Source organism: Lacrimispora brassicae (assembly GCF_054772055.1).
In genome coordinates, this window is the sequence record NZ_BRYH01000059.1 from 19,492 (window position 1) to 32,166 (window position 12,675).

At 45.9% G+C, this 12,675-nt stretch carries 11 protein-coding genes and 2 tRNA genes; 8 read left to right on the plus strand and 5 right to left on the minus strand.

All coding sequences use genetic code 11. The features are described from left to right. Window positions 1–1,110: 1,110 nt before the first annotated feature. The 4 genes from ACYVD3_RS26025 (at window position 1,111) to ACYVD3_RS26040 (ending at window position 4,834) form a co-directional block, all read left to right on the plus strand. The gene (locus ACYVD3_RS26025; protein ID WP_460645412.1) at window positions 1,111–1,326 is read left to right on the plus strand and encodes a hypothetical protein; all 216 of its coding nucleotides are present in this window, start codon (window positions 1,111–1,113) and stop codon (window positions 1,324–1,326) included. 350 nt (window positions 1,327–1,676) lie between these two features. After that, window positions 1,677–1,997 (plus strand): hypothetical protein, encoded by a 321-nt coding sequence (locus ACYVD3_RS26030; protein ID WP_460645413.1) that lies wholly within the window; start codon window positions 1,677–1,679, stop codon window positions 1,995–1,997. Between the two features lie 1,108 nt (window positions 1,998–3,105). Then, entirely contained in the window at window positions 3,106–4,416 is a 1,311-nt protein-coding gene (locus tag ACYVD3_RS26035) for a peptidase G2 autoproteolytic cleavage domain-containing protein (protein ID WP_460645414.1), read from the plus strand. Further along, the gene (locus tag ACYVD3_RS26040) at window positions 4,394–4,834 is read left to right on the plus strand and encodes a hypothetical protein (protein WP_460645415.1); all 441 of its coding nucleotides are present in this window, start codon (window positions 4,394–4,396) and stop codon (window positions 4,832–4,834) included. Before ACYVD3_RS26035 ends, ACYVD3_RS26040 begins: the two co-directional genes overlap by 23 nt. Before the next feature lie 150 nt (window positions 4,835–4,984). Here ACYVD3_RS26040 and ACYVD3_RS26045 read toward each other — a convergent pair whose 3' ends face one another. The 4 genes from ACYVD3_RS26045 to ACYVD3_RS26060 all read right to left on the minus strand — a co-directional run bounded on the left by ACYVD3_RS26045 (window position 4,985) and on the right by ACYVD3_RS26060 (window position 6,945). Further along, window positions 4,985–5,344, minus strand: a complete 360-nt coding sequence (locus ACYVD3_RS26045) for a hypothetical protein (RefSeq protein ID WP_460645416.1) — start codon at window positions 5,342–5,344, stop codon at window positions 4,985–4,987. A 606-nt stretch (window positions 5,345–5,950) separates the two neighbouring features. Beyond that, a tRNA-Val gene (locus ACYVD3_RS26050) sits at window positions 5,951–6,023 on the minus strand. 65 nt (window positions 6,024–6,088) lie between these two features. Beyond that, window positions 6,089–6,727, minus strand: a complete 639-nt coding sequence (locus tag ACYVD3_RS26055) for a CatA-like O-acetyltransferase (RefSeq protein ID WP_460645417.1) — start codon at window positions 6,725–6,727, stop codon at window positions 6,089–6,091. A gap of 144 nt (window positions 6,728–6,871) precedes the next feature. Further along, window positions 6,872–6,945: transfer RNA gene (locus ACYVD3_RS26060), tRNA-Pro, on the minus strand. A gap of 129 nt (window positions 6,946–7,074) precedes the next feature. On the opposite strand from ACYVD3_RS26060, the gene ACYVD3_RS26065 reads away from it, so the two are divergent. From ACYVD3_RS26065 to ACYVD3_RS26075, 3 genes are read left to right on the plus strand one after another with little or no spacing between them, the layout of a single operon-like run. Next, window positions 7,075–7,866, plus strand: a complete 792-nt coding sequence (locus tag ACYVD3_RS26065; protein ID WP_460645418.1) for an HAD-IIB family hydrolase — start codon at window positions 7,075–7,077, stop codon at window positions 7,864–7,866. Beyond that, on the plus strand, window positions 7,867–9,300 hold the full coding sequence (gene lpdA / locus ACYVD3_RS26070) for a dihydrolipoyl dehydrogenase (protein WP_460645419.1): 1,434 nt from the start codon (window positions 7,867–7,869) through the stop codon (window positions 9,298–9,300). Further along, entirely contained in the window at window positions 9,297–11,084 is a 1,788-nt protein-coding gene (locus tag ACYVD3_RS26075; protein ID WP_460645420.1) for an aminopeptidase P family protein, read from the plus strand. Before lpdA ends, ACYVD3_RS26075 begins: the two co-directional genes overlap by 4 nt. 25 nt (window positions 11,085–11,109) lie before the next feature. Here ACYVD3_RS26075 and ACYVD3_RS26080 read toward each other — a convergent pair whose 3' ends face one another. Further along, complete coding sequence (locus ACYVD3_RS26080; protein WP_460645421.1) at window positions 11,110–11,451, minus strand: helix-turn-helix transcriptional regulator; 342 nt, start codon at window positions 11,449–11,451, stop codon at window positions 11,110–11,112. Window positions 11,452–11,622: 171 nt separating this feature from the next. Here ACYVD3_RS26080 and ACYVD3_RS26085 point away from each other — a divergent pair, with 171 nt between their 5' ends. After that, window positions 11,623–12,507: a GGDEF domain-containing protein gene (locus ACYVD3_RS26085; protein ID WP_460645422.1), complete on the plus strand. Its 885-nt coding sequence runs from the start codon at window positions 11,623–11,625 to the stop codon at window positions 12,505–12,507. Window positions 12,508–12,675 lie beyond the last annotated feature (168 nt).

Here is a 12,675-nt window from a genome sequence, read left to right on the forward strand (position 1 = left end):
GTCTATTTCCATCAAAGTATGGATGTGCATCAAAATGCAGCCGTAAATACCAGGCCGCATACAGGCAATAACCTAATAAATGATGTTGCCATTGTTCTGCATGTAGCCTAGTACGTGTTCAATAATCACAAGAAATGCATCGCGAGAGAGAAATAAACGGATTCAGGGAAAAGCAAAAACACTGGAAATCTTCATATCAGCAGTTACGGAAAAAACCTCGTTTACAAATACGGGGTTTTTTCCGTGCACTCATATTAGAAGGACTTCCGGTGTTTTCTGTATTTCATTAAAAATAGAGGCAGCAGGACGCAGACCTGGGGAATTGACCGATAAAGCTTGTTGCTTATGCAGCTATTTGCTGTTTGTGCTGAATTTCAGCCTTCCTTTCCGTTTTTAAGCTGTAAAATCAGGGGATTTTATATCACGATCTCCAGTATAACTCTCAGACTGCCTGTCCCCCCATGAGTTTACACATCTTGTCTATCTGTCCCATATACTATAATGTAATATGGTAAGAAGGGAGTAAAGATAAATGAGTACTTTTAAATGTAAATGCAGATGTATTAAGAAGTGCGGCCGGGAACGTGACTGTGGCTGTGATCGCGACCGTGATTGTGACCGCGATTGTGACCGTGGTTGTGACCGTGGTTGTGACCATGATTATGACAATGATTGTGGATGTGATCATGACGATGACAACGAGTGGTTGAAACAAAAAATTAAAGAAGCCTACTGGAAAGGTTTTAGAGAAGGCTGTAAAAAATGCAGTCGCAAAGACAATGATTATGACGATTGCGATTGTGATAGATAGTCAGATAGTTAATATTAAAAGGCGGGCTTCCGGTATTAGGGGCCCGCTTTCTAAAGAACTATTTCCTTCAGAGGATCCATTCCCATGCCAGTTAGAGGGTGAAGCATTATCGCATTACAAACCGCCAGAAACTTCATATGAAGACTTCCCCTGGTGTATGGGATAGATAAGGTCCAGATATACAAGAAGAGGGTGACGCAGGCGCAGGATATGGAAAGGGCACTAACACCTACATCGTACGGGGTAATTTCCCTGTCTATGGTAAAAGTACCGCAGAACTGATTAATATAGGGGCTATATTGCGCGGCATTATAAACCAGAAGATTTACCGACTCTGCAAGATCATAACGGCGGTTCTCCCATGGATAGAGCCGGGTGACGGAATCATATGTTATACCTCAGATGATGTTATAGAAACATACTGCCTGAAACGCACCATAAAAGGAATTCATGCCATGATGGATATATTTGAGGCCCAAGGGACAAGGGAGAGGAAGGAGAGCTTTGGAACTTAGAGTCAGATCATACAGCTCGAAGGAAAAACAGCGATCATAAAGAAAAACAGCGATCATAAAGAAACCCGAGGAAGTAGTATCTGCCCGGATGACGGACTTGAAAGAATACACGGAAGCCACTAAATATGATCTGTTAAATCTGGTTACTCAAGACGAAAGCAGTTATGTGGCCCATACAGATCCCCCAGCAGGGACCCCGCTAACAAATAAGGCTATTGGCAGGTATTAGTTCATGGAACCAGTAAAGCTACGGCTGGAAGCGTAAGTACGGTAAAGCCGGAAGAAGTAACAACGGAGGTAAGTGCTGATGGTACAGTGAGCGTAAAAACAGCTACTTAGTAAATATCGGCATGGTTAAGGTCAGTGAAGGAATAACGGTGGGAACCGGAGGTGCCATTGACGTGAAAGCGGCTTTCACATGGGCCGCAGAGCTGGCTAATATTATAGCCGGAGAGGCAATTGCACAGGTTTTGGGTAAAGTATCAAAATTCATTGCTGTTACCACGGGATTGGATCAGAATGCTTTATTTAAAAATATGGTGACTAATATCAATGCAAACGATCGGAACAAGATCCCCACAGCGGCATTTATACATACTCTAACGGAGCGCATTGGCATGGGTACGGAGCTGACAGCAGTCGCCAATTTGACTGGGCACTTAATACACTAAATAGCAATTTATATGAATAGGTGGCGAATTTGATTTCCCTCTTTTCACTATGGGATCTATTTTTTACTTACTTTTTTACCTTGCTACTAGTAACGTACCAACCCATAATAACGACTTGGGATAACGAGTTTCTTCGATTCTTTATTAGCAAATTCCTTATGATGTACTAGCCGGTATAAAATTAACAGATGTGTACAATCAGACATATTCTATGGGTATAAAGAATTAAAGTTCTTTATAATGTTTCCACATATAAGCAAACAATTATAGAGGGGAAATTCATATGAGTAATTATATAGAGTCCAATGATAATCATTGTTCTAGTTGTCGTTGTTGTAGCTCAACAGGACCAACTGGGCCTAGGGGTTGTCAAGGACCTAGAGGCTGCCCAGGAGCTACTGGACCAACCGGGCCTAGAGGTTGCCCAGGGCCAACTGGGCCTAGGGGTTGTCCAGGGCCAACTGGGCCTACTGGCGCAACAGGACCTACTGGCGCAACAGGACCTACTGGCGCAACAGGACCTACCGGCGCAACAGGACCTACTGGCGCAACAGGACCTATTGGCGCAACAGGACCTATTGGCGCAACAGGACCTATTGGTGCAACAGGGCCTATTGGCGCAACAGGACCTATCGGCGCAACAGGACCTATTGGTGCAACAGGACCTATTGGTGCAACAGGGCCTATTGGTGCAACAGGACCTACAGGACCTATAGGCCTCACCGGCCCCATCGGCCCCACCGGAGATACCGGGCCGACCGGACCTACTGGCGCAACAGGACCTACAGGACCTATAGGCCTCACCGGATCCACTGGGCCAACCGGACCTTCTGGTGCAACAGGCCCAACGGGTCCAACAGGAGCAACCGGTCTAAGCAATCTGCTCAACTTAGTTGATGGAGAGACCAATGGATCGGTGAAGGGAATCCACACAGGTGGCGGATGCGATGGCACAGCGGGTTCCGCTCTGGGGACTGATGCTGTCGCCTTAAACACAAACACAGTTGCCAGTGGGGATTCTTCGCTTGCTATCGGGATAGGAACCATTGCCAGCGGTACTGCTGCATTTTCTCAAGGAGAGTGTACTGTAGCCAGCGGAGCGAATGCTGTGGCGGAAGGCTACAATACGATAGCATCAGGAGACGATTCTCATGGGGAAGGTAGAGAAAGCACAGCGGGAGGTGAAGGCTCTCATGCCGAAGGCATCTTAACTGAGGCCTCCGAGTTTGCCTCTCATGCGGAGGGGAGTGAAACATTGGCGTCAGGCCTCGTCTCTCATGCCGAGGGAAGTGAAACATTGGCGTCAGGCGATGGCTCTCATGCCGAGGGAAGTCTTACTACCGCTTCCGGGACTGTATCCCATGCCGAGGGATTCTCTACAACTGCCGCAGGAGACAACTCGCACGCAGAGGGCAGCGAAACCACGGCAGAAGGCGACGGCTCTCATGCAGAAGGCTGCTCGACTACCGCTTCTGGGACTTGCTCGCACGCGGAAGGCGCCCAAAGTACGGCGGAAGGCGATGTCTCCCATGGGGAAGGTTTCTTAACTACAGCTTCCGGTGTTGTCTCCCATGCCGAGGGAAACCGCACAACAGCCAGCGAATTCGCTGCCCATGCCGAGGGAAGCAGCACAATAGCTAGCGGAATTTCTTCGCATGCCGGGGGAGATGAAACGATCGCACAAGGTCTAGCACAGATGGCAATCGGTAGAGACAACATCGCATCGGGGAATCCATTTAGCTCTGGTCCTACGGACAACGCCTTTATCATCGGAAACGGTACGACTGCGACCAGAAGCAACGCATTCCGCGTGCAGTTTAACGGTGATGTCCACAGCGCTTCCGGCATCTATGTCAGTGGTGCAGACTATGCGGAAATGTTTGAATGGCAGGACGGCAACCCCCAAAATGAGGACCGCAGGGGTTATTTTGTCACGCTTGATGGTAAATATATCTGCAAGGCGACCGCAGCAGATCAATATATCCTGGGGATAGTCTCTTCCACGCCGTCTATATTGGGGGATTCCCAAAGCATGGCCTGGCAGGGGATGTATTTGAAGGACGAATGGGGCAAAGTCATCTACGAATGGGTCAATGAGCAGAGAGAGTTCACAGTCATCGACCCTGCAACTCACGAAAAGCAGGCACAAACCAAGACTGTACGAGTACAGCGACCAAAGCTGAATCCCGCTTACAACCCAAGTCTGGTCTACACGCCTCGTACAGAGCGCAGCGAATGGGCTGCGATCGGCATGATGGGCAAGCTGCGTGTCCGTGACGACGGCACCTGTAAGACTAACGGATCCTGTAGGCCAAATACCGAGGGAATCGCCACTGCCAGCTCGCAAGGCTACCGTGTATTGGAACGGTTGGATTCCAACAAAGTGCTTATTTTACTTGACGGACCCAAAGCAAAATAACAGCAGCTTCCTTTTAAAATGTTCAACAGTTATTAAACCCCGAAGCGATGATATTACCGCTTCGGGGTTTGCAAAAAGTCAAGGGTATTTCTGCCGCACCTGTAAAGACCAGTCAAAAACAGCTTGTACAAAGCACTCTATCAAGCATAACAGACTGGAATCGGCTATACTCTATGCGGTTCAACAACAGGTATATATGGCCGTTCATTACTCTAATACAATTGCCTTTATCAATAAAGCTCTTTTAATTAAAAGCCAATCTGCAAAATTGCAAAGTATTTTAGAGCAGAAAGAAAAAGAGCTTGCTAAAATTACACGGTATAAGCAAGCCAATGCCATTAAGTTAAGCGATGGGGAAAATTATAGCAATGATTTAAGGCGAGCTTCCGGGCCGCCTCTGATGTTGTCAATGCAATGACTAGAATTTGACAACCGTGTATGGATTTTGATAAAAACAGCAATTAACTTAATTACAATTCAACTTTTCTCCATAAAACAAAAGAGGTTCCCCCTCTGACCATAAATTAACCGGGGAAACCTCAAACGCCATCAAAAGGCGGTAAGATTATTAATCCTTATATACTATTGAATAATAAAGAATTATTTGTTTATTACCACAAGGGCATGTACAGCCTAAAAAAACTGTATTCTCTTGGTTGAAACAAAAACCCAAAAGGCGTCCGAAAAGGTTGACTAAGAACAAGAAAAAATTTAATTCTCTCTCTAACTCGCTTGAGCTGCAATAAGTGAAAACTTGAGCATACCATAGTTTACATGGCCCTCTAGAATTGTCACTATATCTAGGGATGTCCCAATCAATTTTAAAATTTCTTCTGAGTATTTCCCTTTTTTCGTCATCTGATTTTCCTTCTATAGATTTTAATACTTCTTCTTTCAATTCTTCTAATACTTTTCCCTGTGTTTTCATAACAATATTGCGCCCCTTAAATATTTACTTACAATATAATAATATTCAATATAATTCTTTTTGACACAAGCCCTGGTCCATAGACTTTGTATTGCAGGGATAGTGTAGGGGCTGCGAGGGGGTCAAGGGTTGTCTAACGGCGTATCGGCTTCGCCTTACCTCTTATAATACCGTTCGGATCATCGTGTTTTTTTGTATTCCGTTTTTTCTTTTTAGTTCTCTCCTGGCGTCATGAAAAATCTGCACACATTATTATTGGCAGCACAGTTTTCAATATCAGCTTTATAGTGAGGTCATTTATTTATATTTTACACAAGGCTGCATTTTCCTGTCATTTGACATCACCTTCACTTTTAAGAAGATTATAAAAACGTATGTTCGCAAAGCCAAAAGGGATTTTTTTGGAATTAAAAGTATAAAAAGAGGGCATCCTGCATCCCGGGTACAAAATGCATTTTATCTGTTTTTATGTGCAATATTTCGTGTGATATCGTGTTGTATTTATAAGTATATATGTGCCTTATTAAGCCAATCATAGCAAAATCAAATATACAAAAAACCCTAGCATTTACAAGGATTTCTTGTATTGCCAGGGGTTAATAAAAATGGAGACAACAGGACTCGAACCTGCGACCCTCTACACGTCAAGCAGATGCTCTCCCAACTGAGCTATGTCTCCATAAAGGCATTGTAACTGAAAACCTAAAAAAAGGCAAGAAGAATTTTTCCATAAATTTGAAGCCTTTACAACAGCCAATCTCTGCTGTCACACCTGCTTTGAAGTCCTGAAAAGAACTTAGAAATATGGACCCCATCCATGAGTGCATGATTCACCAGAACCGATACAGGGATCTTTAAGCATCCTTCTGAGGCATAATACTTTCCCCAGGTAATACGGGGATTGCTGTCCGCAGGCATTGGGACCGGTTGAATGATGGAAGTATAGCTCACCCAGGGAATGCTGGAAAAGAAAAAGCGCTGATCCTCATCATCCCCGTCTTCAAGGCTCTGGCTTTGCCTGGCCATTTCCTGCTGCTGCTTTGAATCCTTTAGAAAGTCATCAAAGGGCAGCCGGTCATCTGCGGTACAATAACAATAGCTTTCATTTTCCAGTGCCAGAGTATAGGAAGAAATGCAATGGTCATATTCTATGATCCCGTTTCCTTTAAGACGGCGGCGGAATTCCGGGATGGAGTTAGCTGTCTGAGCTGTCGCGTAAAGGAAGGTCAGATAAAAGGGCAGCTCCTTTTCTTTGAGACAGTTCATGAAGTATGTAATGTCCAGATTTACGGTCATACCTACATATGGGTAAGCGAGATTGCGAAAAAGGTCAAACTGCTTCTTCCGTGGATAATGTTCCATGTCAAGATCATGACAACTCATAAAACACACCTCCTGAACTAATTTAAATCAATTATGCGTAAGGCCCCAGGGAGAGGTCTCAGACAAGCTGCGCAATTGAAATACAAAAAAATACCGGAAGCCTTACAATTATAAGGAAAACCGGTATCTTTAGCTATTTGTCAATCGGAGTAACAGGATTTGAACCTGCGACCTCTCGGCCCCCAGCCGAGCGCGCTACCAAGCTACGCCATACTCCGTTTCCTTGACACATATGGTATTATAGCAGAAAGTTTCGGATTGGTAAAGTATATTTCTTGAAAAATTTTCAAATTTAAGATATTATGGTAAAGAAAGATTATTTTAGAAAGAAAAACAGGTGAATATAGATGAAACCGATCGTAAGCTTTGATGTAGACATGACATTGCTGGACCATAAGGACTGGGCCATACCTGCCAGTGCTTTAGAAACTATTGAAAAGCTGAGAGAAAATTATACAATCGTTCTGGCAACGGGCAGAGATATGGATTCCGTTTTCAGCACCGGGATCCGGGATTTGGTAAGACCGGACGCGATCATACATCTCAATGGGACAAAGGTGACTGTGGGGGATACTGTGATTTATGAACATACCTTTGACAAGGTGCTGCTGGGAAAGATTCTTGCTTATGCAGAGAAAACTCCGTACAGCGTGGGCACCACCGTGGGGGACCGGGATTATTATGTTCACCCGGAGGTAGTAAAATGCCATGATACAAATCTTTGGGGAGAATGCGGAAGAAGATTTGAGGATCCAGGAAGGCTTGTGGAGCTGGAAGTGCGGACTATGGCTTATATTGGAGATGAAGCTGGCGCAAAGGCCATGGAAGAGGAATTTCCGGAGATCCATGTACATATGTTTGCTGATAGGCGGGGAGCAGATGTAGTGGAACGGAAGGCCTCAAAAGCCATGGGTCTGGTAAGGCTCTGTGACTATTTCAGGGTCCCCCTTACAGAGACTGTAGCTTTTGGCGACAGCATGAATGATTACGACATTATAAAGATTGCAGGCAGGGGAATTGCCATGGGCAATGCCATGGCTGAGCTGAAAAAGGCGGCTGATTATGTTACGGATCCCATTGATCAGGAAGGAATTAAAAACGCCTGCCTGCATTTTGGAATGATCCGGCAGGAGGCGTAAGTGGCAGAACATTATGACATTATTGTGATCGGCGGCGGGCCGGGAGGATATACGGCGGCTTTAAAAGCAGCCGGTCTGGGGCTTAAGACCGCCATTGTGGAGAAGGAGAAGCTGGGAGGAACCTGCATCAACAAGGGCTGCATTCCCACAAAGGCCCTGCTCCATGCCTCCAGTATTTTTGAGGCTCTTCAAAACAGCGATGAGTTTGGGGTATCCACGGATTTTATTTCTTTTGATTTTAAAAAGATGCAGAATTATAAAAAACGTTCCGTAAGGGCGTATCGTAAGGAAATAGAAGAGCTTGTTAAGGCAGCCGGAGTATCCGTGATCGGGGGGACGGCAACCATACGCCGGGGGCGTACCGTGGAGGTGAACAGCCCGGAAGGCAAGGATTATTATGAAGCAGATCATATCATCATTGCTGCCGGAGCCAGGCCGGTAATACCAAAGATCTCGGGAGTGGACCTTCCAGGGGTATTGACCAGCGACCGGCTGCTGGCTTCTGATACGTGGAATTACGACCGGCTTACCATTATTGGCGGCGGAGTGATCGGGGTGGAATTTGCCACCATTTTCAGCGCTCTCTGTTCCCATGTGACCATACTGGAAAGTGAAGCCCATTTATTGGGGCCAATGGATTCTGAGGTTTCCCAGGCTCTGGAAGAGGAGCTTAAAAGAAAAGGAATTGGGATACACTGCAGGGCAAAGGTTAAGGAAATTCGGGAAGAATCCAATCAGGGACTGGTATGTATTTTTGAAGTGAATGGAGAGGAACAGACCATCCGCTCAGGACAGGTCCTTATGGCAGCGGGGCGTGCTCCCTGCCTGGAGGGGCTTATGGGGCAGGACATAGATCTTGAGATGGAGAATGGTCATTTAAAGGTGGATTCGGAATTCAGGACCAGTGAACCGGGGATTTACGCCATTGGCGACGTGGCGGCTCATACCAAGCTGGCCCATGTGGCGGCGGCACAGGGAACCTATGTGGTAGAAAAGATCGGGGGAGTTGGGCATACCATCCGGCTTTCCGTGGTGCCAAACGGCATGTTCGTCAAGCTGCCTGTGGTACCAAGCTGCATTTACACGGAACCGGAAATCGCTTCCGTAGGGCTTACCAGGGAGGCTGCCAGGGCCTGCAGTATGAAAGTGAGATGCGGCCGTTATTCCATGAACGGAAACGGGAAATCCATTATAACCAGAGAGCAGAACGGGTTTATCCATCTGGTGTTTGAGGAATATTCCGGCACTCTTGTAGGAGCCCAGATCGTATGCCCCAGGGCAACGGATATGATCAGCGAGATGGCAACGGCCATTGCAAACGGCCTGACGGCTGAACAGCTTATGCTGGCCATGCGTGCCCACCCCACCTACAGCGAAGGGATCGGGGCGGCCATAGAGAATTATTTTGAAACCAAAGGAGAGACAAAACAATGATTCAGGAAAGACTGGAACAATTAAGAAATTTAATGGCAGAGCACCATATGGATGCTTACATGATTCCAACCTCGGATTTTCATGAATCCGAGTATGTGGGAGAATATTTTAAATGCAGAGAATTTATGACCGGATTCAGCGGGTCAGCAGGTACGGCTGTGATCACCAGAGACGGGGCCGGTCTGTGGACCGACGGCCGCTATTTTGTACAGGCCGGAAGGCAGCTTGACGGAACAGGAATCACCCTGCAGAAAATGGGACAGCCGGGAGTTCCCGAAATTGGGGAATATCTGGAGCAGGTTCTTCCGGAAGGCGGCTGCCTGGGATTTGACGGACGGGTGGTAAACTGCCAGTTGGGGCAGGACTTAGAAAAACTCCTGGCGGAAAAGAATGTGACTTTGGCCTATCAAAATGACCTGGTAGATATAATATGGAAGGAACGGACACCGCTGTCTGCGGAACCGGTCTGGATCCTGGAGGAGAAGTATGGGGGAAAATCTTCTGCGCAGAAAATAGAAGAATTGAGAAGCCAGATGAAAAAGGAAAAGGCTACCGTTCATATCCTTACTACTTTAGATGACATTGCATGGCTTTTAAATATCCGGGGAAATGACGTGGTATGCAATCCGGTCGTGCTTTCCTATGCCATGATAACTTTGGACCGTTTTTATCTTTTCATCAATGAAAAGGTATTAAAGGATGAAGTGAAAGCCTATTTAAAGGGCCTTTCCGTAACGGTATGCCCTTACAATGACATTTACACGGCAGTCCTGCAGTTAAGAAACCAGAAGGTTCTTTTAGAAACGGCCAGGACCAATTATGCCATTGTAAAAAATCTTGACGGCTCCAACCGGATCATTGATAAAATGAACCCCACCGTCCTTTCAAAGGCCATGAAAAACCCGGTGGAAGTGGAAAATATGAAAAAGGCTCACATCAAGGATGGAGTAGCCATGGTAAAATTCATCCGCTGGATAAAGCAGAATGTGGGAAAGGAAACTATCACAGAGGTCAGCGCCCAGGAGTACTTAGATGATCTGCGTTCCCAGCAGGAGGGAAATCTGGGATTGAGCTTTGATACCATTTCCGCCTACGGCTCCAATGCGGCCATGTGCCATTATAAGGCCACTGGGGAAAGCGATGTGAAGATAGAGCCTAAGGGACTTTATCTGGTGGATTCAGGCGGACAGTATTATGAAGGAACTACTGATGTGACAAGAACCATTGCAGTAGGGCCTCTGACAGAGACAGAGAGAGAGCATTTCACTCTTACCGTCATCAGCATGCTGCGCCTGGGAGCGGTAAAATTCCTTTATGGCTGCAGAGGGCTGACTCTGGATTATGTGGCAAGAGAACCATTCTGGAGCCGGGGAATTAATTTTGACCATGGAACCGGTCATGGAGTAGGGTATTTGTTAAATGTCCATGAGCGCCCCAATGGGATCCGGTGGCGTATGGTACCGGAACGTCAGGATAACTGTATCTTAGAGGAAGGTATGATTACTTCCGATGAACCTGGAGTATATATAGAGGGCAGCCATGGCGTCCGCACGGAAAACCTGATCGTGTGCAAAAAGGCCGAAAAGAATGAGTACGGACAGTTTATGGAATTTGAATACCTGACCATGGTTCCCATTGATCTGGAAGCCATTGATAAGTCCATTATGACAGAGCGGGATGTGGAGCTGTTAAATGATTATCATAAGGCTGTCTATGAAGCACTTTCTCCGTATCTTACAGAGGAAGAAGCTTTGTGGCTGAAAGAGAAAACGAGAGCCGTTTAACCGGTAAAACAGGCAGGACCGTAAATTATGGTTCTGCCTGTTTTTGATTGTCCGCATTTACTTTTAGCCGCAGCAATATGGGGAAAACCGCTTCCAAATCTTCTTTGGTCAAGTCTTTCATTAGTGCAGCGGCCTCCCTTAGAAGATTCTGTTCTTTTATTTCCGTATTAAAAAATTCTATGGGAGTAATTTCAAGATAATCGCAGATTTCAAAAAATTGTTTCATAGATGGCATGGAACGTCCTGAAGAAATTCCCTGGATATAGCTCTTGTTTTTTCCTAGATCCAGGCTCATTTGATATTCGGAAATATCTTTTTTCAGGCGAAGCTCCGTGATTCTATTCCTGACAAACTGTACATCCAACATTATCACCTCTAGGTTAATCATAAAGGATATTCTATGCGGATGCTACGTATTATATGCGTAATAATGGCTGAAAAATTGGTTGCATATACGGATGAAAAGCGTTATCATATACCATATACGAATGGAAAAGATGCGGAATGAGGGATTCCAGCAGGTACAGGGGGAAGGATCATGACAGGGAATTCAGGAAGACGGTTCGAGGAATGGAATACGGTAAACGAGCATGAGTTCTTCCGTTTTAGTGAGACGGAGCAAATGTACAGAAACATGAGTCTTTTTAAAGATACGGTTTTATTTGAGTATTATTATATGGATGGAAGGCTATATTTGTCACCAAATGCCAGGGGACAGATCGATTTGAGGACTTTTGGGCGGATTCTTGTAAAGCATAAGGATAATCCTCCCAAAGGCGGAGAGATCCGTTCCTTTGAGTTTTGCCTTGGAAAAAGAGGAGAACCATACCACTGGTGTAGCTGCAGGATTACCGCTCAATGGGAGGCTGGAACAGGGAGTCCCCTCAAGCTTATTGGAAAACTTCAGGATATTACTGGGCTGAAGGCCAGGGAAGAGCAGCTTTTGCTTCAATCTTTAAAGGATGGCCTCACCGGCTTATACAATAAAATGGCCTTTGAATACCGGGTAGAGGAAAAATTAAAGGACGGCGGCTGGGGTTGGCTCTGCATGATTGATATTGATAATTTTAAGGAAATCAATGACTGCTTCGGCCACCTGGCCGGAGACCGGATCCTGATGCAGGTAGGCGGAATGCTCTGTGATATTTATCCGGAACCGGATCTGGTGGGAAGGGTAGGCGGAGATGAGTTCGTTGTTTTCACAGAAGAGGGTAACGTCCGGGAAAGGGCGGAGAATCTTTTGAATAGGGTAGAAGAGATAATACCGGAAGAAAGGGGACACCTTTCCATCAGCATTGGAATCGTTCCCAGTACGGGAAAGCAGGGAGAGGATTACCAAAAGTTATTTTCCAGGGCAGACCGGGCCATGTATCAAGCAAAACAGTCTGGAAAAAACCGGATTGCTGTTTTTTATGAGGATTGACGGTGTTTGGTTTAGGGCGGAAGCTTGGATAAAGGGAAAAATGGAAAAAGTTAATGGGGCAGGAGATATGGATCCTGTCCCATTTTGGTTTGTGTGCCAGGCATGGCACTAATCTAGCTGGTGAAAGTCCAGTCACGGGTATTTACCGCCAAGTGTAGTGAACTACAA